Origin of the sequence: Campylobacter concisus, from assembly GCF_015230015.1 — a bacterium.
Taxonomy (GTDB): Bacteria; Campylobacterota; Campylobacteria; order Campylobacterales; family Campylobacteraceae; genus Campylobacter_A; species Campylobacter_A concisus_AF.
This window is the reverse complement of record NZ_JAAKZC010000003.1, coordinates 69,919-93,557: the sequence shown is the minus strand read 5'-3', so window position 1 is coordinate 93,557 and position 23,639 is coordinate 69,919. Positions and strand designations below refer to the sequence as shown.

Sequence of the window (23,639 nt, the reverse complement as noted above, 5' to 3'; positions counted from 1 at the left end):
TGTGAGATTATTTTAAAGCGAAATATTACCAAGGCTTTACTTTGATTAAAATAAAAACGATTATCATAAAAGAATGTAAATTGAAAGCACAAATAATATTTTTTACAATCTAATAATCAACTTTACGTAAATTTAGGGCTTTAGAGGGTTAGGGTTAAATTTCATATCAAGATAAAAAAGTTATATATTTTTGATAATTTTAATAGATAAGAAAAATTATTGATGAAATTTTAGATTATAAAAATCATAAAGATAATTTAAATTTTATAAATTTAAAAGGAGAGCAAGCGCCCTCCTTAGTGTTATACGTTTAGTCCTGTATTTCTTAGCATAACGCGTTTGCGATATACATTTGAAACCTCAGCAGCGTCGCCAACTAAAAGCGCGTTTGTAGCACAGATAGCCGCGCACATAGGCACTTTGCCCTCAGCCATTCTATTTTGGCCGTAAAGCTCTCTCTCCTCGTGTGAGTTAGTTGGCTCTGGACCGCCTGCACACATAGTACATTTATCCATTACGCCTTTTACGCCAAATGCCCCGTCTTTAGGGAACTGCGGCGCACCAAATGGACAAGCATATAAGCAGTATCCACAGCCTATGCACTTGTTTTTATCGTGAAGCACGATGCCATCAGCTCTAATGTAGAAGCAATCAACCGGACAAACTTGCTCGCAAGGTGCGTCGGTGCAGTGCTGGCACGCGATAGTAGTTGAAACCTCTTTACCCTCTATGCCATCGTGAAGCGTGATAACCTTTCTTCTATAAATTCCAACTGGAAGCTCGTGAGCAGAAGAGCAGGCGACTTGACATCCAAAGCAGCTGATACATCTATTAGTATCTACAAAAAATTTCATTCTTGCCATTTTTCTCTCCTTACTCTTTACCTAGGGCGTCTCTCTCGCCATACTCGTGAAAAAACGACGTTTTAAAGGTATTCTCTTCAGCTTTTTCTATACGGCAAAGACCTGCGTTAAATTCTGAAATTTGAGTAACAGGGTCAAATCCGTAGTTAGTAACTGTGTTAAAGCTCTCGCCGATAACATAAGGCTTAGTGCCCTCTGGGTAGCGAGCTGAGAGATCGACACCTTGCATAACGCCAGCGAAGTTATAAGGCATACAAATTCTATCTGGAGTTACCATATAGCTGTGGTAGCATCTTACTTTGATCTTCGTGCCTTGTGGGCTGTGGATCCACATCATATCGCGATCTTTTATGCCGTATTTTAAAGCAAGCTCAGGATGGACGTTAGCAAACATCTCAGGTGTGATAGCTGAGAGGTATTTACTTGTTCTTTCGATCATTCCCGCACCACTTAAATTTACGACGCGTTGCGTGCTAAATACGATAGGGAATTCTTTTGACCAGTCTTTTGCTTGTTGCTCTGACTTAAATTTAGTAGAAACACGGAAATTTCTAGCTTGATCATCAAATGTCGGATACTTTTGGACAAGATCCCAGCGTGGTGAGTGGATAGGCTCTCTATGTTTTGGGATAGGGTCAAGAAACTCCCAAACGATAGCTCTAGCCCTTGCGTTACCATACGGCACTACGCCTTTTTCACGGCATTTTTCTAAGATGATACCGCTGTAGTCCATACTCCAGCTAGCTCCTATCTTAGCTCTCTCTTCTTCAGTTAGAGTGATGCCTAGGACTTTTTCTATATTATCTTTAGTTATTTGTGGGTAGCCACCTTTTATAGCTGAGCCAACAAGTGTGCTCTCTTCGCTAGCTAGCTGGCTAACGCCGTTATGCTCTAAGCCAAAGCGGTTTCTAAAGCCAGAGCCGCCCTCTGCATAAGGCTTGCTCATATCGTAAAGTATCGGTGTGCCAGGGTGTTTTTCATCCCATGCTGGCCATGGCTTGCCGTAGTACTCGCCTTTTACCTCGCCACCAAGACCTATTAGCGTATCTGGGTCAAATTTATCCCAGTTTGCTTGGTGACATCTAAACATCTCAGCAGTTCTGCCGCCAAGACCTATAGAATTTCCAACCCTTGCTATCTCATTTGTCGCATCATCTGGCCATACAAAGTCATCTTTAACTTGTTTTAGCTCTCTATCTACAACAGCCATCTTCATGCCTTTTACGTATTCATCGTAAAAGCCAAATTTCTTAGCAAATGCAAACATTACTTCGTGATCGCCCTTGCTCTCATAAAGTGGATCAACGACTTTTGTTCTCCACTGACCTGAGCGGTTTGTAGCGTTTAGGTGACCTTCGTTTTCAAAGGCAGTTGCCACTGGCAAGATATAAACGCCATCTTTTCTATCTGAAAGGATAGAAATTTCATTTACAAATGGCTCAGCAACTACGATCATATCTAGTTTTGAAGCCGCTTCTTGAATTTTAGCTAGGTGCGCCATAGATGTAAGGCCAGTTCCTTGAACCCAAAGAACTCTTAACGCACCACTGCTAAAGGTATTTTCCTCTTTTAAGACGCCTTGCCACCATTTTGAAAGTGACCAGCCTTTTTCATTTCTCCAGTTTCTATCCTCTGGGTTTTTAGGATCGTGGTAGTAATACTCTTCAAAAACAGTATTTTTAACTGGCGTACCGCCTTGTTTTGGTTCTTTGGTTGAGACTGCAAAGCGTTTGATAAATTCGTCATAATCAACGCCCCAGCCTTGGCAGTAATACTTCCAAGCCGCGTCAGTTAGTCCGTAGTACATCGGCAAGCTATCTGAGAGGTTACACATATCGGTTGAGCCTTGAACGTTGTCGTGACCACGGATGATGTTACAGCCGCCGCCTGGTTTGCCCATGTTGCCTAGGATTAGTTGCAAGATAGGTAAAATTCTAGTATTTGAGCTACCAACTGAGTGCTGAGTGATACCAAGCGCCCAAACCACAGTGCCTGGTTTTGTGTGAGCTAGGATATTTGCAGCCTCTATCAGCTTATCAACTGGCACGCCTGTAACGTCAGATGTGACCTCTGGTGTCCAGTGCTCAGCCTCTTTTGCTATCTCGTCGATACCGTAAGTTCTATTTTTTATAAATTCTTTATCTTCCCAGCCATTTTTTAAGATGATATGGATAAGTCCATAAACAAGCGCTATATCAGTACCTGATCTTTGTCTTAGGTATAGATCAGCATGAGCGGCTGATTTTGTAAAATTTGGATCAGCTACGATCACTTTTGCGTTGTTTCTATCTTTTGCTTGTAAAGTATGCTTCATACCGCCAACTGGATTTGCCACAGCTGGATTTGCACCTATTATAAATATACATTTTGAATTTGCAGCCATATCTCCAAAGTGATTTGTCATCGCGCCATAACCCCAAGTATTCGCCACACCGGCGACTGTTGCGCTATGTCAAATTCTTGCTACGTGGTCGTTGCTGTTTGTGCCCCAAAACGCAGCAAATTTTCTAAAGTAATATGCTTGCTCGTTGTTAAATTTCGCAGATCCTAAGAATATAACGCTATCAGGACCATCTTCTTTGCGGATCTGAAGCATCTTATCACCGATCTCATTTACAGCTTGATCCCATGAAATTCTCTGCCATTTGCCATCAACTTTTTTCATAGGATATTTGATGCGCTGTTTGCTATGCGTAAGGTCGATCTGATCGATACCTTTTGAGCAGTGTGAGCCTTGAGATATCGGGTGAAACATCGCCATATCTTGACGAACCCAAACACCATCTTGTACCTCAGCTTCGATACCACAGCCTGCTGAGCATATAGAACAAATAGTTCTAACCTTTTTTGAGCCAGGGAAAGGATCTTTTATCTCCTCTGCGCTAGCGTGTCTTATCGTATCATTTTGTCCAAAAGCCATTGTAGTGCCTGCACCTAGTGCGGCTAGCTTTAAAAATGAACGTCTTCCTATACGTGCATCACTCATGGTTATCTCCCTTAGTATGCGATTTTATAGTAGGTTTCCCAGTTCTTGCTTTTTTTATAAAGCACCTCTTTTTTGTTAGACTTGCCTACGACAACGCCATTGTCATCAGGAGCCAAGTCATCGCTAGTCACTTTTGCTACGGCTGAGACTGCGAGTACTCCGCTGGCAGCACCGACTTTTAGAGATTTTTTAAGAAAATCTCTTCTTGATCCTTGCATTTTTTCTCCTTATGCCTCAAAAATTTTTGAGAAATTTGGTTCATTAATATGTAAAATTTGCATATTTAGAATTTCTAAAATATCGCAAATAGCCCATTTTAGGGCATTTTAGTACCCTAAAGTTAAACTATGTAAATTTAGCATATTTATAAGTTAAGCAAAGTAAATATAAAAGTTTAATTACGAATGTTAAGTATTTATTAAAAATATAGTTAAATATACTTTAAATTTATGAAATTTATTTGTAGTAGAAATTCTAGGGAGAGCTCCCTAGAAAATATTATTTTAGATCGCTTTTATTTACGATAAATGGTACTGATCTAACGCCAGCTGCAAAGTATTTTTTGCGGAGATTATCGATCTTTGCGACATCTTCTTTGCTAACGCTCTTATCATCTACGTTGTAGTCTTCAGCGTAGTATTTTCTTAAAATTTTAACCTTATCGCTGTCACTCTTAGCAGCTTTTGCATCTTTGTAGATTAGTGAGCTTTTTTGAAGTGATGAGATGTCATGCACTGGAGTTAGGACGATCTCAACGTTGCTATCTTTTAGTGTTGTCTCGATCTTTGCTAGCTCAGCTCTGCAGTATGGGCACTCAGGGTCTGAAAACATTATGATAGTTGGCTTTTTAGGATCGCTACCAAGAACGATGATGTTTGCCTTGTCCTCATCTTTATAAATTTTAGAAATTCCCTTTGCGATGACCTCTTTTTTCACTTCAGCTAGGTATGATTTTTGCTCTTTTAGATCGATCACGTCTGGGAAGATGAAGTCGCCTTTTGTAAATACTATCTCATCTTGCGAGTTGCCATCTTTGCTTAACTTCACAACGACAGCTTCGATGTCGCCTGCCACTTTGTGACGGTCAGCTACCTTTACTTTTACGCTGCTATCAACCATTTGAGAGTAGAACTCCTCTATTTGCTTATCGCTTGCTGCCATTAGGCTAGTTGCCGCGATGATTGAGGCTAAGATCACTTTTTTCATTTTTATCCTTTTTAAAAATTTGGCGGATTATATTTGCTTTTTGTAAATGAATACTAACTGCGAAAAACCCTATCATTTCCCTGCTTCATTATGTCACTCTCAAGATCGAGCTGCTCAAGGTAGGCGATTATATATTTTCTACTTAAATTTAGCGCATCCTTGGCGTTTGTGACATTTACAAAGCCTTGATTTTTTATGATCTCTCTTAGCTTATCAAGTGCCATTTTTAGCGAATTTCTAGTTATAAAAAGGTTATGCTCTAGCCTTATGACCCTACCCATTGCGGTTAGTTTTTTTAGCGCATTATCGCCACTAACTCTATCGATCTCAAGATCATCATATATGTTATATGGCGCTGCTGGAGCGAGCTTACCACTTTCTAAAATTTCATAAATTTTCTCTTCAAGCCTTACTTTTAGTTTGCTAAGATCAACACCTTTTTTGGTATAAACGCCACTATCTTTTGAGATCAAATTTATACTTTCAAGCTCATCAAGCGCTTTTTGGGCTAAATTTAAGCTAGCCCAAGTAAGTTTTAGGCTGATGCTTTGAGCTGAAAATACAGCAAATTCATTCTTTTCTATCATAAATTTAATGGCTGATTTTATCCGCTCAACCGCGCTTAGATCGTAGATGTTTAAAGCCTTTTCATCGACAAAAACGTTTGATACTTTTTTGGCGATAGCCACGGCCTCTTCGTGATTTAGACCAAATCTTTGATAAGAAGAGATGATGCCAAAGCCATTTTTGTGAGCCTCTTTTAAGATAGAAAATGCCTCAACAAAATCATGCTTTAAAAGTGCAGCTAAAAAGAGAATTTTGCCAGCTTTTTTTAGTGGCTCAAGCACAGGGTTTAGCACCCTACCACCGCCTATCACGCGCGCATCTGAGATGAGCACAAAGGCCTCGTCAAATTTCAAAAACATATCGCTTTGAAATTTAAAGCTCACGAAGTAGCTATCATCTTTTTGACTAAGGATTAGCACCTTTGCAGGCACGTTTTTAGCGCCCACACAAAAAGTTACACTTTGAGAGTGGATGAGATTTTTAGCAGTTACGACCGCATCAACCTCTCTAAATCCCCTAAAAAAGCCCTTTTTGCTAAGTAGCTGACCCTTTTTTAGCTCACTAAGCTCTATGCCAGTTAGATTAAGCGCCACGCGGCTGCTTACCCCTGCGCTATCAACGAATTTATCGTGGCTTTGCACGCTTCTTACTAGCACCTCCTTGCCAGCGTCGTAGTTAAAAAGCTTCTCATTTTTACTAACGCTTCCCTCTATCACGGTGCCAGTTACGACATTTCCGATACCTTTTAGGCTAAAAACCCTATCGATGTAGTATCTAAAAACGCCCTCCTCATCGCGCTTTTTGGCTCTTAGCGTAAAGAGGTAGTTTCTAAGCTCATCGATGCTTGCCTTATCCTTTATACTAACGGCGAAAATTTCTAAAATTTGCAGGTTTTTAAATTTAGAAATTTCATCTCTTATCTCTTTTTTTCTTAAATTTATGGTGGCCTCATCGACCAGATCACACTTTGTAAGCGCAACGATTATAGATTTCACGCCAAGGAGATTTAAAATTTCAAGATGCTCCAAGCTTTGAGGCATAAGCCCGTCATTTGCCGCCACCACAAACAAGCACGCGTCAAAGCCATACGCGCCACTTATCATCGTTTTTATGAGATTTTCATGCCCTGGCACGTCGATAAATGCGATATTTTCGCTATTTTTACTTAAATTTGAAAAGCTTAGATCGATCGTTATGCCACGCTTTTTCTCCTCTTCAAGATTGTCCCCCTCAAAGCCGTTTAGCTCCTTTATAAGCGCGGTTTTTCCGTGGTCGATATGCCCTGCTGTTCCTATTATTAAACTCATTTTTCTTCCGTTTCATTTATTATTTTTATTAGCGTCTCTACGTCATCATCAAGAAGCGATCTAAGATCTAGCATAAATTTGTCATTTTCTATGCGTCCGATCACCTTTTTTTGCCTAAATTTTAGCTCGTTTAAATTTGCGTCGCCACCAAATGCCAAAGCCACACTTGGGATCTTTTTATTTGGCATCGCCCCACCTCCTACAAAGGTTTGTGTGCGCACTATCTCAAGCGGAGTTTTTAGGCTTTTATTTATAAAATTTGCTAAGCCTTCAAGCTCTTTTACGCTTTTATGAAGTAGTTTTTGCGTTGTTATTAGCTCAAATTCTTTATTTAGATAGGCTTTTATGCTCTCAGCCAAAAGGGAGATGATCACTTTATCTACGCGAAGCATCCTTAAAAGCTGGTTTTTTCTAAGCTTTGCGATGAGCTCTTTTTTGCCAACGATGATACCACACTGCACCGCACCAAGCAGCTTATCACCGCTAAAACTAACTAGCGAAACATCTTTTAAATTTTTTAGATCTGGCTCGTTTTTGTCAAGATTAAAAGGCAAATTTCCGTAAAATCCACTGCCAAGATCAAAATAATCTATCAAATTTTTCCTGCTTGCTAGCTCGCTTAGCTCATTTGCCGTGGTCTCTTCGCTAAAGCCAACGATGTCAAAATTTGATCTATGAACCTTTACAAGCATCGCCGTTTCGTCACTGATCGCCTCTTCGTAGTCTCTTAGCCTAGTTTTGTTCGTAGTGCCGACCTCTTTTAAGATACAACCTGCATTTGCCATCACCTCAGGCACTCTAAAACTGCCGCCGATCTCGACTAGCTCGCCTCTGCTAACGACCACCTCCCTGCCCTTTGCAAAGGTGTTTAGCACCAAAAATACAGCGCTTGCGTTGTTATTTACAACGATGGCGTCTTCAAAGCCAAAGGCCCTTGCTATTAGCGAGCCAACGTAGTCATATCTGTTGCCACGGCTGCCTGTTTTTAAGTTGTACTCAATGTTTGAGTATCCTGTGATAACAGGTGTTGCTCGCTTTAAAATTTCTTTATCGATAACGCTTCTAGCGAGGTTTGTATGTATGGTGACACCGGTTAAATTTAGCACTCTTTGAAGGCTAGCTTCATTAAATTTATAGTACTCATCTAGGATTAAATTTATTATCTCTTCGCTCTCAAAGCTTGCATTTTCATTTAAAATTTTAGCTCTAACTTCATCTAAAATTTGCCTTGCAAGCATAGTGACTAAACTCGTATCAAGCCCCGAAAATGCTTCGTTTTTTATGATCTTATCAACTTGTGGGATATTTCTTAAATCGTTCAATTTGCGCTCCTAGTAAGTTAGTTTTACCAAGCCGTGATTTTAACATAAAAATATTATAAATTAAAACTTAGAGCAAAAAAAGAGCATATAAATTTCAGAGTCTATTAATCCCATTAATATTAGAATAAGCCCGTTTTTGATAATAGGAGAAACAATGAAAGAATTTGGCTTTTATAACGATTTTGACGATGCTTTAATGCTAAACGAGCAGATAGAGATCAACAACGAAAATGGCGACTATCTAGTCTCAAACTCTCCAAAGCTAAAAGCAAATGTCATCGCCCCTGAGATAAATTTCTACCTTAAAAATACCACCGCAAGCGTCTTAGAAAAAGCCAAAAACACACTTTTACTCTACGAGGCAAGAGCTAGCGCCTTTGATATGGCAAAAGATGTGGATTACGAAAAAGAGGTCGGCAAAAATGTTGTCATAGTAAGCAACTCAGGCCGCGAAGAGCTAGCAAATTTACTAAAAGAAAATGGCTACAAAGTGATCGAGCTTACGCACTTTGAGGTTAAATTTATATATGGCGCTGCTGGTGAGCTAAGCGTTTTAGTGCTTAGAGCAAATGATGAATTTGAGGTTGATTGTGACTTTTTCTTGGTTGAAAACGCAAGGGATTATATGCTAAAGCAAAGCGGCTGCTATGAAATTTCAGGGCTAAAAGATGAAAAAGTGCTTGAAATTTTAAACGCAAAAAGTCCAAAATTTAGATACAAAAGCTTTACGCAATACGACTCATCAATCTGCCAGTATCACGAGCGCAGGACTGAAATTTGCGGACGTTGCGCCGAGGTTTGCCCAACGGTTGCCATCCTAAAAGAGGATGCGACAAAGCACCTTGTCTTTTCACAGATAGATTGCACAAACTGCGGAAACTGCATCAGCGTCTGCCCTAGTGGCTCGCTAGACTCTACTTTGATGCCGCAAAGCTCGTTTGCCGCGGTTGCCAAGCTTTATAAAGGAAAGACTGCGCTTATCGTGCCTGAGGAGATAAATTTAGAAGATCTTAGCGTGAGCCTGCCAGAAAATGTCCTGCCTTTTGCCATCTCGGCCGCTCATTTTTTAAGCCAAACGCACTTTTTGACACTTCTTCAAGAGAGTGGCTCGAGTGTCATTTTATATAGCAAGAGCCTTGGCAAGGGCGAAAAAGACGCCATTAGCATCTTAAATCAAATTTATGAGCTTAAATTTAAAGAGAGCGCGATATACCATGCAAAAGATAAGGCTGAGCTTGAAAATGCGCTAAAAAAGGCTAAACTAATAGACGGCTCTCAGCACTCAATCAACGAATATGCGTTACCAAAGAGAGAAATTTTTGCCAAAAGGCTTGAATTTATCGTAGGTAGCGATGATCTTGGCGTGGTAAAAAGCGGCGAGATGATAAGATATGGCGAGGTCAAGATAAACGCTGATACCTGTACGCTCTGCCTTAGCTGTGTTGGAGCTTGTAACGTAAGCGCCTTGGTGGCTGATAAGAAGACAAATTCTATTTTATTTAACCCAAGCGTTTGCACCGCCTGCGGCTACTGCGAGCTAAGCTGCGCTGAGAAAAACACCATCTCGCTTGAGGTCGGCAAGATCGCTCTTAAGCCTGAGTTTTTCGTTTATAGCGAGCTTGCGCATGACGAGCTATTTGCCTGCGTAGAGTGCGGAAAAGAGTTTGCGACTAAAAAGGCGGTAGAGAAGATCGCATCGATCATGCAACCACGCTTTGGCAACGACAGAGCCAAGATCAAGTCACTTTACTGTTGCGCTGACTGCAAGGCAAAGATCATGGTGCAAGCCCAACTAAACGCGATGAAAGAGGATTTATTAAATGGATAAAAACATCACAAAAGCAAGGTCATATTTTTACGAATTTTTGGCGTATCCACTCTTTTTTCACACCAGTGATGATGGGTTTGCTAGGTGGAAAGAGCAGCTTAGCTACCTAGCGCAAAATCCTTTGAGCGAGCAAAGTGCAGAGGCGTTTGCAAATTTAGATAAATTTAGCTTTGACGAGCTTGTAAATGAGCAAAATGACGTTCTTTTTGGCTTTACAAATATCCCTTTAAGCGCCTCATTTTATGAAGAGGGTAGAGATAACGGCGCGGCTAGACTTAGGGTGATACACTGCCTAAACCTTAGCCCATATAGGCGTGATAAAGAGCTTTGCAAGGATAGTGAGGACTATGTTGGATTTATATTTTTAGCGATGGCAACATTTTTAAATGACGAATTTAATGGCGCGAAAAATATCAGCGACAAGCTCTTTGGCGAGACTTTAAATTTATTTGTAGATGAGTTTGGCTCGCTACTTTTAGCTCATAAAAATGCAAATTTCTTCCGCTCCTATGCGCTCATTTTAAAAGATTTTATCGAGCTTGAAAGAGCCGTTTTAAGCCTAGAAGCACCAGCCAAGCCACAAGGCGATAGTGTCGCTATGGCAGCGCTTAAAAAAGAGCCTTATCAAAGCAAGATGCCAACTTTTAAAACCAAACTTCACTGGGAGGAATTCTCTCCAGTTATCTCACACGAGTTTAAAGACTAGCTTAAATTTACTCTTAGCCTAGCTAGGAGTAAATTTAATGTCCGCTTAAATCCCGCAACTATTCTTGATATTTTTTAACTATCTTAGTCCTTTGGTAGTAAATTTCTTTAAATTTTTACAAAGGATTTACAATGGTAATGACACACTACATGGAGCTTTTATCGCTCGATCAACCTTACAATCTAATCCTCTACATGGTGATACCTATGGGGCTTGCGGAGCTTTTAGTGGCGATGGAGTTTTTTACGATGTATCACATGGATAGCGGCAAAAATGCTGGCTTTAAAGCTATTAGTAAATTTGTTGGCATAGTGCTTGGGGTCTATTTTACAGCTCTTGTGATCTATTTTATGGCAAAAATTTATCCATCCATAAAATGGCGTGGATATGCCGATTTCATCGCTATCTACTCATATCTCATCGGCGTCATACCACTTCTTGGCATCGCGCTTTTAGAGCTAAATTTGATCTACAAAAACGCAAGCGAAAAGGCAAAGCTAAAGCTTCACTTTTGCCTGCTCATCTTCTTCTTGATCGTCGGACACATCGCGATGATATTTGGCATGGTTGATCCTACCATAACTGGCTACAAGGCTGAAAACGGTGAGATGGATATGCATATGAATATGCCGATGAACATGCCAGCAGATATGCCAATGCATGATCACCACAAGATGATGATGCAAAATATGAGTGAAGATAACTCAACTAATATGCACATGCATCACTAAATTTAAAAGCTCCAGATTTACTCTTTAGAGCTAGCTAGCAAGATCTCTCTAGGTCTTGCTTCAAGCTCCTTTACCTGCGTATCTTTGGGATTTATAGCGATCTTTTTAAATTTCTCCAGCCTGCTATCAAGCCCGCCTTGACCGCTCACGCTCTTCACGACCTCGTTGAAGTTATCATTTACCGATCTCACCGAGTTTCCAAGCCTATTTAGCTTCTCAGCGACGGTGCAAAATTTCTCATAAATTTCATTTGCACTCTTTAAAATTTCCTTCGCCTCTTTGTTGCCATTTTCCATACGCCATAAATTTGCCACCACGCGAAGTAGCGGCATGAGCGTCGTGTGCGAGACTAGCACCACTTTTTTCTCATAGCCGTAGTTAAACAAATTTGGATCAAATTTCAAAGCCTCCAAAAATGCCGGCTCAACTGGCACAAACATCAGCACAAAATCAGGGCTTTTCACAAGCGCTGAGTAGTCTTTTTTAGCTAGCTCATCGATGTGCTTTTTTATTGAGGCGATATGCTCGCCAAGAGCTAGTTTGCTCTGCGCCGGGTCAGCCGCCGCGACTGCTTTTTCGTAGGCATGCAGTGAGACTTTGCTGTCTATTATCATCTGTTTGTCGTCTGGGAAATTTATGACAAAGTCAGGTATGAGCTTTTTGCCACTCACATCAAAACTCTCTTGTGTTGCGTAGTGCGTGCCCTTTTCTAGCCCCGCAGCCTCTAGTGTGCGCTCAAGCTGCATCTCGCCCCAGTTGCCAAGGACCTTGTTGCTGCCTTTTAGCGCCGTGCTTAGCGAGTTTGCCTCTTTTGACATATTTTTGCCAAGCTCGACTACCTCTTTTAGCTGCGCACTAAGCTCGCCTGCGCTCTTTTGCGAGTCGCTGTGGGCGTCATTTACCCTCTTTTCAAAGCTTACTATCTTCTCCCCAAGTGGCGTTAGCAAGAGCTCAAGCGACTCTTTGCTATTTTTTGAGAAATTTGCGCTTTTTTCTTCAAATATCTTATTTGCAAGGTTTGCAAACTCTAAATTTAGCTCGTTTTTTACCTTTTTTAAATTCTCTTCTTGCGATTTTAAGATATTTTCTTTTGCCTCGATCTCGCTTTTTAATGCGACGATAGCGCGTTTTAGCTCGTTTTCACTCTCGTTTGATCTTTTTAGCTCGTCCTCTTTTTGCGTAAGCTCATTTTGTAAATTTATAGAGAGCGCTTTAGAGTTTTCAGCCGCCTTTGTCTGGCTGCCAAGCTCCTCTTTTGCCGCTCTAAGCTCGACTTCTAGCCTATCTTCTTTTTCATCTTTTTGTCTGAGCGAAATTTTATACTCGTCTAAATTTTTAGCTAGCTCATTTATCTTGTCGCTGCTTGCTTCAAGTTTTGCCCTTTGCTCGATATTTAGACGCTCGCTATCTTTTAGCTCATCTATTAAATTTTTTAAAATTTCTCTTTGCCTTGTTTTTTGCAAATTTGAACTTATCAAAAAAGCTGCCAAGATCACGCAAAGAAGCGCAAGGGCCGCTATCAAAATATATAAATTTTCTATCGTTAGCACTGAAATTTCCTTTTAAATTTTTGGCTTTATTATATTTGAAAATTTGTAAAAGAGTTGTGAAATAAAGGAGCGAATTCTTAAGACTGGATAGGCAGTTTGTTGCATAACTAAATTTAATAAATTTAGGCGAAGTATTTTTCGCTTAGACAAGGCGGTTTTAAATTTTGTGACGAGAGTTACCGACTGGGTAATGACCGAGCAAAATTTAAAACCAACGAAGTATAAGTAGAAAAAGAGAAGCCTAATAAGTCTAAAATTTAAACTTCGTATCTCTCTCCTGGCTTCATTTCAATCATCTCCCACGGCAGCCCCTGCTTATTTAGCTCGTCCATGAAAGGTTTTGCGTCGAAGTTTTCCATATTAAAGACGCCTTTTCCGCTCCAGATGCCTTTTGCCACCATTAGTGAGCCTATCATCGCTGGTACGCCCGTGGTGTAGCTAACAGCCTGCGCGCCTGTCTCAGCGTAGCAAGCCTCGTGGTCGCAGACGTTGTAGATGTAGACTTGGCGCTCTTTGCCATCTTTGAGCCCTCTTATCACGCAGCCGATGTTTGTTTTACCTTTTGTGCGTGGGCCAAGGCTTGCAGGGTCAGGCAGCAAGGTCTTTAAAAACTGGATCGGCACGATTTTCACGCCGTTATGCTCGACCTCGTCTATGCGGAGCATGCCGACGTTTTCTAGGCACTTCATGTGGGTTAGGTAGCTTTGTCCAAAGGTCATGAAAAAGCGAATTCTCTTTAGCCCTTTGATGTTTTTAACTAAGCTTTCTAGCTCCTCGTGATAGAGCAGGTAGCTGTCCTTGACGCCTACTTTTGGGTAGTCCCACTTAAACATTATCTGCATCGGCTTTGTCTCGATCCATTTGCCAGCCTCCCAGTAGCGGCCATTTGCGCTAACTTCGCGTAAATTTATCTCTGGGTTGAAATTTGTCGCGAACGGATATCCATGATCACCTGCGTTGCAGTCAAGGATGTCGATCTCGTGGATCTCGTCAAATAAATTTTGCTGAGCGTAGGCGCAAAATACATTTGTCACGCCCGGGTCAAATCCAGAGCCAAGAAGCGCCATCGTGCCAGCCTTTTTAAAGTCACCATCCTTCGCCCACTGAAGCTTGTACTCAAATTTTGCGGTGTCTGGGTGCTCGTAGTTTGCGGTGTCGATATAAGGTATGCCAGCCTTTACGCAAGCGTCCATAAGGGTTAGGTCTTGATATGGTAGCGCGACGTTTAGAAGCAAATCGGCCTTTGTTTGTTTGATAAGCTCCACCACAGCTGCTGTGTCGTCAGCGTCGATTTGTGCGGTTTTTATCTCTACGCCAAGGCGATCTTTTATAAATTTAGCGATCGCATCGCACTTGCTTTTTGTGCGGCTTGCAAGGGTGATAGATGTAAAAACGTCCGAGTTCATCGCACATTTTACGGTTGCGACTTGGCTAACGCCGCCTGCACCGATGATTAAGATATTTGACATTTTTGGCTCCTTAAAATTTTAGTGATTTTAGCAAAGTTAATATAAATTTCTAGCTTCAAAAGGTAAAATGAGCCAAATTTTAAAGGTAAAAAGATGAAGAAAATTTTGCCATTTTTAGTGCCTATTTGCCTCTTTGCAAGTAGCTGCGACGAGCTGGTGCAAGATAGCGTAAATGAGTTTTATAAAAGTGATAGAAATTTAGCTCGCGCTATAAATTTAGCCAAGCAAGCGACTGATGTCTGCTTAAAAGAGAGCAACACCGAGCAGGCGATCACTTCGCTCGTAAATAGCGGTAGCCTTTACATGGTAAATGGCGAGCCACAAAAGGCACTAGAGCTCTCACAAAAAGCCCTAGAGCTCGCGGCAAACGTTAGTGACAAACTGCTGCTAGCGCGCTCTTATCAAAACATAGGCGCAGCAAAAAAGGCGCTAGGCAAATATGACGAGGCGCTTGCTAATTTTCAAGAAGCTCAAAAAATTTATGACGTCACGCCAAATACCCCAATGCGCGACGAGCTGCTTTGCATAAAGTCCATCGGCAGCACCTACTACATGAAAAATGACTTTGCAAAAGCCTACGACAAGCACATTTTAGCGTTAAATTTACTTGATATCACGCCAGAGCTAAGTGGCAACGAGCTTGTTCGATCAGAGCTGTTAATAGAAGTCGCTAACGACCTAGCAAAGCTTGAGCAAAAGGACGAAGCTGCCAAAAACTACAAAGAAGTGCTTGAAATTTTAAAAGGCAAGGAGCAAAACCCTCGCGCGCTTGGTCTTTTGGAGCGAGCTAGCAAGGGATTAAAAGAGCTTAACTAAAGTTTTTCTTTAGACTTTTTAGCACAAAATTTGCAAGTTCGAGCCCCTTTGAGCGGTGAGAAATTTTAAGCTTTGTCTCGTTATCTAGCTCGCCAAGCGTCTTTGTAAAGCCATCTGGGATAAAGAGTGCGTCGTAGCCAAAGCCGTTTGTGCCACGCTCCTCATCTATCGCCTCACCATACATAAAGCCATGCGTCGTATAGTCTCCAAATTTTGAGCTAATGGCGATACAAGCGGTGTAGTGAGCTGGTGAGCTCTTTAAATTTAACGCCTTTAGCTTGCTAATTAGCTTTGCTCTATTGTTTGCGTCATTCGCGTTTTTGCCGCACACTTTGCCATTTTCATCAAGGTCAAAGTAGCGCGCTGAGTAGATCCCTGGCTCGCCACCAAGCGCATCCACGCTGATACCACTATCATCGCTAAGTGCGATAAACTCACTATCAAGTCTCTGCTCTTTAAGCTTTGCAAAAACAGCTTTTGACTTTATGAGCGCATTTTGCTGAAAAGTGCTACCATCTTCAACGATCTCAAATGGCTTCACAACCTCGCTTAGTGCGTAAATTTCATAGCCTTTTAAAAACTCTTTTATCTCTTTTACTTTGTCTAAATTTGATGTCGCAAGCACGATTTTCATCGCAAAACTCCTTGATTTTTGGGCGTATTTTACAAAAAAGTAGATTAAATTTTTAAATTTAAATTAGTATTAAAATGATAAACTTAGTCCTTTTAAAAATAAGGGAAAATTTATGTTAAAAAGCGTTTTGCCACTATCTTTTATCGTAGCTAGCAGATTTTTTGGACTTTTTATAGTCCTACCGGTGCTTAGCCTTTATGCCCTAAATTTAGAGGGCGCAAACGAATTTTTAGTTGGGCTAATAGTAGGCGTCTATGCGATCTCACAGATGATATTTCAAGTGCCTTTTGGCGCTCTTTCAGATAAGATCGGCCGCAAAAAAGCGCTAACCATCGGGCTTTTAATCTTTGTGGTTGGCTCTATCGTCTGCGCTCTAGCAAGTGAAATTTACACGATGCTTTTTGGCAGGTTTTTACAAGGTGTGGGGGCTGTAGGAGCAGTGGCAACAGCGATGATAAGCGACTTTGTGGCTGAAGAAAATCGCTCAAAAGCCATGGCGATAATGGGCGCTTTTATAGGGCTTAGCTTCACGCTTTCGATGGTGCTTGGACCGCTACTTGCTAGAAGCTACGGCCTATCAAGTCTCTTTTATCTAAGCGCTGCTCTTAGCCTACTTTGCGTCGTCCTGCTCTACACCGTCGTGCCAAAAGAGATAAAAGTGAGCGCAAAGGCCCAGAAGGTGCCATTTGGCAAGCTCTTTTTACAAAAAGACTACATGATTATAAATTTCACCTCTTTTATGCAAAAGATGCTCACAAGCATCGCATTTTTGGTGATACCGATCATCTTAGTAAAAGAGTATGGCTTTGAGAGTGGCGAGCTTTACAAGGTCTATACGCTTGGCGCCGTGCTTGGCTTTTTGGCTATGGGGCTAGCTGGCGCTTTGGGCGATGGCAAGGGGCTTAGCAAGGTCATCTTGATAGCTGGCACGATACTTTTTGGGCTAACTTACGCCATTTTTGCCTTTAGCTTTACGCTATTTGTCTTTGTGGTTGGCATAGCGATATTTTTTGTAGGTTTTAACCTTCACGAGCCAATCATGCAATCAACCGCGACAAAATTTGTAAAATCCTCACAAAAAGGCACCGCTCTTGGCATCTTTAACTCATTTGGCTACTTTGGCAGCTTTGTTGGGGGCGCTGTTGGCGGATATATCATGCACACCTTTAACTTCAAAGTGCTTGCCATCGTCTGCGTGGTGCTTTGCGTGATCTGGCTTGTTTTGCTCTTTAGCCTAAGCGATCCAAGAATTTTTAAAAATATCTACCTAAGCCCAGAAGCGAGCTTAAATTTAGAGCTTTTAAACAGCCAAAAAGGCGTGGTGGATTATTACAAAAACGAGAAACATCAAGTGATCAAATTTGACTCTCGCATAACAAGCGAGGCGGCTTTAAAAGAGAGCTTGAAATTTTGATCTACGATGTCATCATCGTTGGTGCTGGCGCTAGCGGGCTCTTTTTAGGGGCAAATTTAAAAGGCAAAAAGGTCGCTATCTTAGAGAAAAACAGCAGCGCTGGCAAAAAAATCTTAGCAAGCGGTGGTGGCAGATGCAATATCACAAACCGCTTCGTAAGCGCCAAAAACTACCTTGGCGAGCAAAAAATTATAGAGCAAATTTTAAAAGTACTAAACCCTGATCAAGTTTTGAAATTTTTTAACGAGCTTAAATTTAGCGAGCAAAAGCAAAATCAATTTTTCTGTGATAACGGCGCAAAGAGTGTTTTGAGCCTGCTTTTAAAAAGGCAAAATGCAGATATTTTTTATAACAAAGAGGTCGTTGGCGCTAAAAAAGTAGATGAAATTTTTGAAATTTCAACGCTAAATGAGAAATTTAGAGCTAGAAATTTAGTCATCGCAAGTGGCGGACTAAGCTACAAAGCCCTTGGCGCAAGCGATGTTGGCTACAAGATAGCAAGTGAGTTTGGACTTGAGCTCTCACCTCTTGCGCCTGCTCTTGTTGGCTTTAGCGTGCAAAAAGATGAGTTTTGGTTTAAAGAACTTAGCGGCGTTAGCCTAAGCGCAGCTGTAGTGATAAATGGCAAAAACGAGAGCTGTAAATTTAGTGGTGATGTGCTTTTTACGCACAGGGGCATAAGTGGCCCAGCGATACTAAATGCTTCACTCTTTTGGCAAAAGGGTCGAATTTGCATAAATTTTTTGCCTAAATTTAGTGAGAAAAATTTAGTAAATGGTAAAAAACAGCTTAGCTCGGTTTTGCCATTGCCAAAGAGATTTGTGCTGGAGTTTTTAAGAAATTTTGGCTTAAAAGATAGGGCGTTTTATGAATTTAGTGATGGTGAAAAGAGCATCATAAAAAGGCTTTTTGCCTATGAGTTTGCCCCGGCTGGGACATTTGGCTTTGAAAGGGCTGAAGTTACAAAAGGCGGTGTAAAAACAGAGTTTTTAGATGACAATTTAGAGAGTAAAAACGTAAAGGGGCTTTATTTTATAGGTGAAGTCTTAGATATTACCGGTATGCTTGGTGGATACAACTTACATTTTGCATTTGCAAGCGCTCTAAAGGTGGCTAGCGCTTTAAAAAAATAGCTAATCAAATTCAGAGGAATTTAGCTAGTGGCAGCCAAAACTGCCACTAAATTTATTATTTCTCGTTTAGATACTCTTGCAAGCTTTTTACTTCAAGCGCCTTACCAGTTTGAACTGTGCCTAGCGACTTAGCAGCTGCGAGTGCTGCACGGATCGTTGTAAAATATGGAATTTTAAATCTAAGCACATTTTGGCGGATTTTTTTACCATCATCGACGCTTGATTTGGTATCGCTTGTATTTATAACAAGTGCTATATCGCCGTTTTTAAGTCTATCTTCGACGTTTGGTCTGCCCTCACTTATCTTATAAACAAACTCAGCCTCCACGCCAGCTTCGATTAAAATTTTATGCGTACCGCCAGTTGCGACGATGCTAAAACCAAGCGCTATTAGCTCTTTTGCAAGATCAGGCGCGTAAGATTTATCAGCGTCAGCTAGCGTTAAAAATACCCTGCCCTTGCTTGGCAAAGTGTTGCTAGCAGCGATCTGGCTCTTTGCAAATGAGCTTGCAAAGTCGTGGCTTATGCCCATGACCTCGCCCGTGCTCTTCATCTCAGGGCCAAGGATGAGATCAGCTCCACTTAGCTTGTTAAATGGCAGCACGCACTCTTTTACACAAACGTGCGAACTTACGCGAGGTTTTAAGATGTCGCCATCTTCATAAACAACCTTGTAATCATCATAAAATTTAAGTGCCTCACGTAAATTTCCCTGCCACATAACTCTTGTAGCCACCTTTGCCATAGGCACGCCAGTAGCTTTGCTCACAAACGGCACAGTCCTGCTCGCGCGAGGATTTACCTCGATCATATAAAGCTCGTTTTCATAGATAGCAAACTGGATATTCATAAGGCCGACAACGCCTAAATTTAGCGCGATATCTCTGGTTTGCTTCTCCACTTTTTTTATCATCTCATCGCTTAAACTCATCGGTGGCAATATGCAAGCTGAGTCTCCAGAGTGAATTCCAGCCTCCTCGATGTGCTCCATTATCGCACCTATATAGACCTCTTTGCCGTCACATATCGCATCTACGTCGAGCTCTTTTGCGTCTTGTAAAAATTTATCAAGTAGCACTGGCGAGTGGTTGCTAACCTTTACCGCCTCGCTCATATACTCTTTTAGCTCGCTCTCGTTATGCACCCTTCTCATCGCCCTGCCGCCTAAGACGTAGCTTGGGCGAACAAGCACTGGATAGCCGATAGTAGCGGCCTTTTGTAAGGCTTCTTCTAGGCTAGTAGCGGTGTCATTTTTAGGCTGAAGGACGCCTATTTTATTTATAAATTCACTAAATTTCTTTCTATCCTCGGCCACGTCGATCACTCTTGCAGTTGTGCCGATGATCTTAGCGCCGATCACGCTTAGGCGCTTTGCAAATTTAAGCGGAGTTTGGCCGCCAAAATGCACGATCACGCCGTCTGGCTTTTCGCGCTCGATGACTGATCTAACGTGCTCAAAATCGATCGGCTCAAAATACAAAATATCGCTCGTGTCGTAGTCGGTTGAGACGGTTTCTGGGTTGCAGTTGTACATTATCGTCTTTACACCAAGGTCTCTTAGGGCGTAGCTTGCATGCACGCAGCAGTAGTCAAACTCTATGCCTTGGCCGATCCTGTTTGGACCGCCGCCTATTATCATCACCTTTTTAGCGTCTTTTACAGGCTCTTTTTTAGGAAATTTAGTGATATTTGTAGATGAGTAGAGATACGGCGTTAGCGCCTTAAATTCGCCCGCGCAAGTATCGACCTCGTTGTATTCAAGCTCGATGCCAAGTTTTTGCCTAGCAAAATAGATATCATTTTGGCTAAGCTCAAGATCGTCTTTTTCATTTATAAGCACAGCTATCATCTTGTCTGAAAAGCCCATACTTTTGGCCTCTCGCAGTAGCTCTTCGTTGTTTAAGATATCCATGTCGATCTTATCTTCAAATTTAACTATCTCGTAAATTTGCTCCAAAAACCAAGGATCGATCTTGCTAAATTCATGCACTTCAGCCACGCTAAAGCCATCTCTAAAGGCTTGCGCTAGATATAAAATTCTTCTCTCATTTGCATTTCTGATGCCATAAATCAAAGCGTTTTTCTCTAGGCTAAGACTGTTAAATCCGCAAAGATCACGCTCTAGGCTACAAAGCGCCTTTTGGATACTCTCTTTAAATGTCCTACCTATCGCCATGACCTCGCCAACTGACTTCATCGCAGTGCCTAGATATGGGTTTGATCCCGGAAATTTCTCAAATGTAAAGCGTGGAATTTTTGTCACGATGTAGTCGATCACCGGCTCAAAGCTAGCAGGCGTGCCTGTGATGTCATTTTTTATCTCATCTAGGCTAAAACCAACTGCAAGCAGTGTCGCAACCTTTGCGATCGGATAGCCAGTAGCCTTACTAGCAAGCGCCGAGCTTCGGCTAACGCGTGGGTTCATCTCGATAACGATCATACGGCCAGTTTTTGGGTCTATGGCAAACTGCACGTTGCTGCCGCCAGTATCAACGCCGATCTCGCGAAGTATGGCAAAGCTAGCGTCACGCATAGCCTGATACTCTTTATCTGTGAGCGTTAAAGCTGGCGCAACCGTGATACTATCGCCTGTATGCACGCCCATTGGGTCAAAATTTTCGATCGAGCAGACGATGATGCAGTTGTCATTTCTATCTCTAATGACCTCCATCTCGTACTCTTTCCAGCCAAGCAAGCTCTCTTCTATCAAAATTTCATGTATCGGGCTTGCGTCAAGGCCAGTGTTGGCTAGCTCTTTAAATTCGTCCATATTATAAGCCACGCCGCTTCCTGCGCCACCAAGTGTGTAGCTTGCTCTTATAATGAGTGGAAATCCTATCTCATTTGCCGCATTTAGCGCGTCGTCCATGTTATAAGCATATCTACTCTCAGGCAGGTCCATGCCGATCTTTTGCATGGTCGCTTTAAAAATTTGTCTATCTTCGCCCTTTTTTATCGCTTCTGGGTTTGCACCAAGAAATTTAACATCCTTTAAAAGGCCACTCTCAAAGACCTCCATAGCGGCATTTAGCGCCACTTGACCGCCCATCGTTGGCAAGATAGCATCAATATTTTCTTTTTCAATGATCCTTAAAATGCTATCTTTTGTGATCGGCTCTATATACGTTGCGTCGGCGAAATTTGGGTCAGTCATGATGGTGGCTGGGTTTGAGTTGATAAGCACTACGCGGTATCCAAGCTCTTTTAGTGTCTTGGCTGCTTGCGTGCCTGAGTAGTCAAATTCGCAGGCTTGACCGATGACGATAGGGCCTGAGCCGATTAGCAAAATGGTATTTATATCTGTTCTTTTTGGCATCATTTTTCCTTTGTTACAACGTATAGGTAGTTTGGTATGTTTAGCTTTGCATAGGGCTCAACTATCACGCTTTGATAGGAGCTCTCTTTTAAAATTTTACTCACGCGCCCTACTGGCACCCCACTAAAAAATATCCCGTCAAGCCCGCTCGTAAAGACCTCGTCGCCCTCTTTTGGGCTGAGCCATTGCGGGATAAATTTCACCATTATTTGGCCTTGATTTCCATGCGCGACGCCTGGAATTTTCTCATTTCCTATATAGACTGCAAATATACTTTTTGGGTCATTTTGCAAGTATGCTAGCGGCTTGCCGTCTTTTGCGATGACGATGCCAGCGCTGCTTCCTTGATATATGAGCCCATAAATTTTATTTGGGTCGTATCCTTCAAACTCGCTTATCCAAATTTTATTATAATCCCCGATATGCACGTAGCTAAGCCCTTTTACTAGCTTTACGGCTGGGGCGTAGGCAGTTGAGTTTTTATCTTTTAAAATTTGATTTAGCTCGTTTGCAAAAGTAGATAGAAGCGTGGCTGAGCGCTCTAGCTCTTTGTTTTGCGCTCTTAGTTTTTCTATCTCGCTAGCCTGCCTAAAATATTCGTTTATATAGTCTTTTACGCTTTTAGCAAAATTGTCGTATGAATTTATAGCGTAGTTGCTAAATTTGATAGATATGTTGCTTAAAATTTCGCCCTTAAACATCGAGGCGCCAGCAAGCAACGCTATAAAAACAAAAAGAACAATCTTACTCTTCATTTGTTAGCTGTTGTAAAAGTCCGATCTCTTGAAGTGCCTTGCCTGTGCCTCTAGCAACAGCAAGAAGCGGCTCATCAGCTACAAATACTGGAAGTTTAACGATATCAGACAAGAACTTATCAAGCCCTCTAATAAGCGCTCCACCGCCAGTTAGCACGATACCAGTCTCGACGATATCGCCAGCAAGATCAGGCGGCATCATCTCAAGCACGGTTTTTAGAGCATCTGCGATCTCTTTTAGTGGCTCTCTCATCGCCTCTCTCACATCCTCGCTTGTCAGCTCAACCCTGCTTAAAAGACCGCTCACTTGGTCGCGTCCTTTTACCACTACGCTTAGCTCTTTTTCAAGCTGCACAGCAGAGCCCACAGCGATCTTTATCTCCTCGCCTGTTCTCTCGCCTATTAGTAAGTTGTATTTTTCTTTTATGTAATTAACTATACTGCTATCTATCTTGTCGCCAGCTGTGCGGATAGATTTTGAGATGACTAAACCGCCAAGTGAGACGACACCGATCTCAGTCGTACCACCACCGATATCAACTACAAGGTTGCCTTGTGGCTCGCGAACTGGTAAATTTGCTCCGATAGCCGCTGCCATAGGCTCTTCTATCAAAAATACCTCTCTTGCACCAGCACTTAGCGCACTCTCTCTAACAGCCTTTCTCTCAACCTGAGTAAGTCCGTAAGGAACTGAGATGATGATCCTTGGGCGTAAGAAATTTTTCCTTCTATGGGTCTTTTCTATAAAGTAGCGTATCATCCTCTCTGTCATGTCAAAGTCCGCGATAACGCCATCTCTCATCGGTCTTATAGCCTCGATGTCGCCAGGAGTTTTTCCCACCATCTCTTTTGCAGCGTGGCCGACTGCTAGAATTTTTTGTTTTCCATATTTTTCACGTCTTACTGCAACAACTGATGGTTCATTTATGATTATTCCCTTATCTTTTACCAAAACCAAAGTGTTTGCCGTACCTAAATCTATACCCATATCACTTGAGAAAAAACCTATAACCTGATCTAAAAACATCTATTTCCT

Annotated in this window: 18 protein-coding genes and 1 pseudogene; 6 read left to right on the top strand and 13 right to left on the bottom strand. The window is 41.7% G+C overall.

All coding sequences use genetic code 11. From position 1 onward, the window contains the following. Window positions 1-302: 302 nt before the first annotated feature. From fdh3B to selA, 7 genes and pseudogenes are all read right to left on the bottom strand, one after another. Window positions 303-863: a formate dehydrogenase FDH3 subunit beta gene (gene fdh3B, locus G6W42_RS02665; RefSeq protein WP_012001220.1), complete on the bottom strand. Its 561-nt coding sequence runs from the start codon at window positions 861-863 to the stop codon at window positions 303-305. A 10-nt stretch (window positions 864-873) separates the two neighbouring features. Beyond that, a complete protein-coding gene (locus G6W42_RS02660) occupies window positions 874-3,540 on the bottom strand; it encodes a formate dehydrogenase subunit alpha (RefSeq protein ID WP_346010458.1) in 2,667 nt (888 codons plus the stop codon). Between the two features lie 48 nt (window positions 3,541-3,588). Then, window positions 3,589-3,783 (bottom strand): annotated as a pseudogene (locus G6W42_RS10730) (hypothetical protein); the annotation flags it as partial. A 77-nt stretch (window positions 3,784-3,860) separates the two neighbouring features. After that, window positions 3,861-4,067 carry a twin-arginine translocation signal domain-containing protein gene (locus tag G6W42_RS02650; RefSeq protein ID WP_004317725.1) on the bottom strand — a complete coding sequence of 69 codons (207 nt, stop codon included), beginning with the start codon at window positions 4,065-4,067 and terminating at the stop codon, window positions 3,861-3,863. Between the two features lie 280 nt (window positions 4,068-4,347). Then, the gene (locus tag G6W42_RS02645; protein WP_021089397.1) at window positions 4,348-5,055 is read right to left on the bottom strand and encodes a thioredoxin domain-containing protein; all 708 of its coding nucleotides are present in this window, start codon (window positions 5,053-5,055) and stop codon (window positions 4,348-4,350) included. A gap of 53 nt (window positions 5,056-5,108) precedes the next feature. After that, a complete protein-coding gene (gene selB / locus G6W42_RS02640) occupies window positions 5,109-6,929 on the bottom strand; it encodes a selenocysteine-specific translation elongation factor (RefSeq protein WP_194172846.1) in 1,821 nt (606 codons plus the stop codon). Continuing rightward, on the bottom strand, window positions 6,926-8,251 hold the full coding sequence (selA, locus tag G6W42_RS02635) for an L-seryl-tRNA(Sec) selenium transferase (RefSeq protein WP_194172845.1): 1,326 nt from the start codon (window positions 8,249-8,251) through the stop codon (window positions 6,926-6,928). The genes selB and selA overlap by 4 nt, the downstream gene beginning before the upstream one ends. A 154-nt stretch (window positions 8,252-8,405) precedes the next feature. On the opposite strand from selA, the gene G6W42_RS02630 reads away from it, so the two are divergent. From G6W42_RS02630 to G6W42_RS02620, 3 genes are all read left to right on the top strand, one after another. Continuing rightward, a complete protein-coding gene (locus tag G6W42_RS02630; protein ID WP_194172844.1) occupies window positions 8,406-10,079 on the top strand; it encodes a 4Fe-4S binding protein in 1,674 nt (557 codons plus the stop codon). Further along, a complete protein-coding gene (locus G6W42_RS02625; RefSeq protein WP_194172843.1) occupies window positions 10,072-10,785 on the top strand; it encodes a TorD/DmsD family molecular chaperone in 714 nt (237 codons plus the stop codon). The genes G6W42_RS02630 and G6W42_RS02625 overlap by 8 nt, the downstream gene beginning before the upstream one ends. Before the next feature lie 131 nt (window positions 10,786-10,916). Further along, a complete protein-coding gene (locus G6W42_RS02620; RefSeq protein ID WP_194172842.1) occupies window positions 10,917-11,516 on the top strand; it encodes a DUF6803 family protein in 600 nt (199 codons plus the stop codon). Window positions 11,517-11,533: 17 nt separating this feature from the next. Here the strand turns inward: G6W42_RS02620 and rmuC are convergent, their stop codons facing one another. Both rmuC and G6W42_RS02610 read right to left on the bottom strand, forming a co-directional pair. Then, window positions 11,534-13,066: a DNA recombination protein RmuC gene (rmuC, locus tag G6W42_RS02615; protein WP_194172841.1), complete on the bottom strand. Its 1,533-nt coding sequence runs from the start codon at window positions 13,064-13,066 to the stop codon at window positions 11,534-11,536. Window positions 13,067-13,323: 257 nt separating this feature from the next. Continuing rightward, entirely contained in the window at window positions 13,324-14,535 is a 1,212-nt protein-coding gene (locus tag G6W42_RS02610; RefSeq protein WP_194172840.1) for a saccharopine dehydrogenase family protein, read from the bottom strand. Window positions 14,536-14,628: 93 nt separating this feature from the next. Between G6W42_RS02610 and G6W42_RS02605 the strand changes: the two genes are divergently transcribed. Further along, the gene (locus G6W42_RS02605; protein ID WP_194172839.1) at window positions 14,629-15,351 is read left to right on the top strand and encodes a tetratricopeptide repeat protein; all 723 of its coding nucleotides are present in this window, start codon (window positions 14,629-14,631) and stop codon (window positions 15,349-15,351) included. Here G6W42_RS02605 and G6W42_RS02600 read toward each other — a convergent pair. Then, complete coding sequence (locus G6W42_RS02600; protein ID WP_194172838.1) at window positions 15,344-15,985, bottom strand: non-canonical purine NTP pyrophosphatase; 642 nt, start codon at window positions 15,983-15,985, stop codon at window positions 15,344-15,346. The genes G6W42_RS02605 and G6W42_RS02600 overlap by 8 nt on opposite strands. A gap of 112 nt (window positions 15,986-16,097) precedes the next feature. Here G6W42_RS02600 and G6W42_RS02595 point away from each other — a divergent pair, with 112 nt between their 5' ends. After that, entirely contained in the window at window positions 16,098-17,399 is a 1,302-nt protein-coding gene (locus tag G6W42_RS02595) for an MFS transporter (RefSeq protein WP_194172837.1), read from the top strand. Next, window positions 17,396-18,532, top strand: a complete 1,137-nt coding sequence (locus tag G6W42_RS02590; RefSeq protein WP_194172836.1) for an NAD(P)/FAD-dependent oxidoreductase — start codon at window positions 17,396-17,398, stop codon at window positions 18,530-18,532. Before G6W42_RS02595 ends, G6W42_RS02590 begins: the two co-directional genes overlap by 4 nt. Before the next feature lie 55 nt (window positions 18,533-18,587). Here G6W42_RS02590 and carB read toward each other — a convergent pair whose 3' ends face one another. The 3 genes from carB to G6W42_RS02575 are packed head-to-tail and all read right to left on the bottom strand — an operon-like array spanning window position 18,588 to window position 23,630. After that, window positions 18,588-21,848 carry a carbamoyl-phosphate synthase large subunit gene (gene carB, locus G6W42_RS02585; RefSeq protein ID WP_194172835.1) on the bottom strand — a complete coding sequence of 1,087 codons (3,261 nt, stop codon included), beginning with the start codon at window positions 21,846-21,848 and terminating at the stop codon, window positions 18,588-18,590. Continuing rightward, window positions 21,848-22,603 carry a rod shape-determining protein MreC gene (mreC, locus tag G6W42_RS02580; RefSeq protein WP_035142556.1) on the bottom strand — a complete coding sequence of 252 codons (756 nt, stop codon included), beginning with the start codon at window positions 22,601-22,603 and terminating at the stop codon, window positions 21,848-21,850. The genes carB and mreC overlap by 1 nt, the downstream gene beginning before the upstream one ends. Continuing rightward, a complete protein-coding gene (locus G6W42_RS02575) occupies window positions 22,593-23,630 on the bottom strand; it encodes a rod shape-determining protein (RefSeq protein WP_002939972.1) in 1,038 nt (345 codons plus the stop codon). The genes mreC and G6W42_RS02575 overlap by 11 nt, the downstream gene beginning before the upstream one ends. Window positions 23,631-23,639 lie beyond the last annotated feature (9 nt).

What these genes read in the sequence shown, in the direction of transcription:
- fdh3B (WP_012001220.1), bottom strand. Translation starts at nt 863, where the DNA reads ATGGCAAGAATGAAATTTTTTGTAGATACTAATAGATGTATCAGCTGC.
- G6W42_RS02650 (WP_004317725.1), bottom strand. Translation starts at nt 4,067, where the DNA reads ATGCAAGGATCAAGAAGAGATTTTCTTAAAAAATCTCTAAAAGTCGGT.
- G6W42_RS02645 (WP_021089397.1), bottom strand. Translation starts at nt 5,055, where the DNA reads ATGAAAAAAGTGATCTTAGCCTCAATCATCGCGGCAACTAGCCTAATG.
- selB (WP_194172846.1), bottom strand. Translation starts at nt 6,929, where the DNA reads ATGAGTTTAATAATAGGAACAGCAGGGCATATCGACCACGGAAAAACC.
- G6W42_RS02630 (WP_194172844.1), top strand. Translation starts at nt 8,406, where the DNA reads ATGAAAGAATTTGGCTTTTATAACGATTTTGACGATGCTTTAATGCTA.
- G6W42_RS02625 (WP_194172843.1), top strand. Translation starts at nt 10,072, where the DNA reads ATGGATAAAAACATCACAAAAGCAAGGTCATATTTTTACGAATTTTTG.
- G6W42_RS02620 (WP_194172842.1), top strand. Translation starts at nt 10,917, where the DNA reads ATGGTAATGACACACTACATGGAGCTTTTATCGCTCGATCAACCTTAC.
- G6W42_RS02610 (WP_194172840.1), bottom strand. Translation starts at nt 14,535, where the DNA reads ATGTCAAATATCTTAATCATCGGTGCAGGCGGCGTTAGCCAAGTCGCA.
- G6W42_RS02605 (WP_194172839.1), top strand. Translation starts at nt 14,629, where the DNA reads ATGAAGAAAATTTTGCCATTTTTAGTGCCTATTTGCCTCTTTGCAAGT.
- G6W42_RS02600 (WP_194172838.1), bottom strand. Translation starts at nt 15,985, where the DNA reads ATGAAAATCGTGCTTGCGACATCAAATTTAGACAAAGTAAAAGAGATA.
- G6W42_RS02595 (WP_194172837.1), top strand. Translation starts at nt 16,098, where the DNA reads ATGTTAAAAAGCGTTTTGCCACTATCTTTTATCGTAGCTAGCAGATTT.
- carB (WP_194172835.1), bottom strand. Translation starts at nt 21,848, where the DNA reads ATGCCAAAAAGAACAGATATAAATACCATTTTGCTAATCGGCTCAGGC.
- mreC (WP_035142556.1), bottom strand. Translation starts at nt 22,603, where the DNA reads ATGAAGAGTAAGATTGTTCTTTTTGTTTTTATAGCGTTGCTTGCTGGC.
- G6W42_RS02575 (WP_002939972.1), bottom strand. Translation starts at nt 23,630, where the DNA reads ATGTTTTTAGATCAGGTTATAGGTTTTTTCTCAAGTGATATGGGTATA.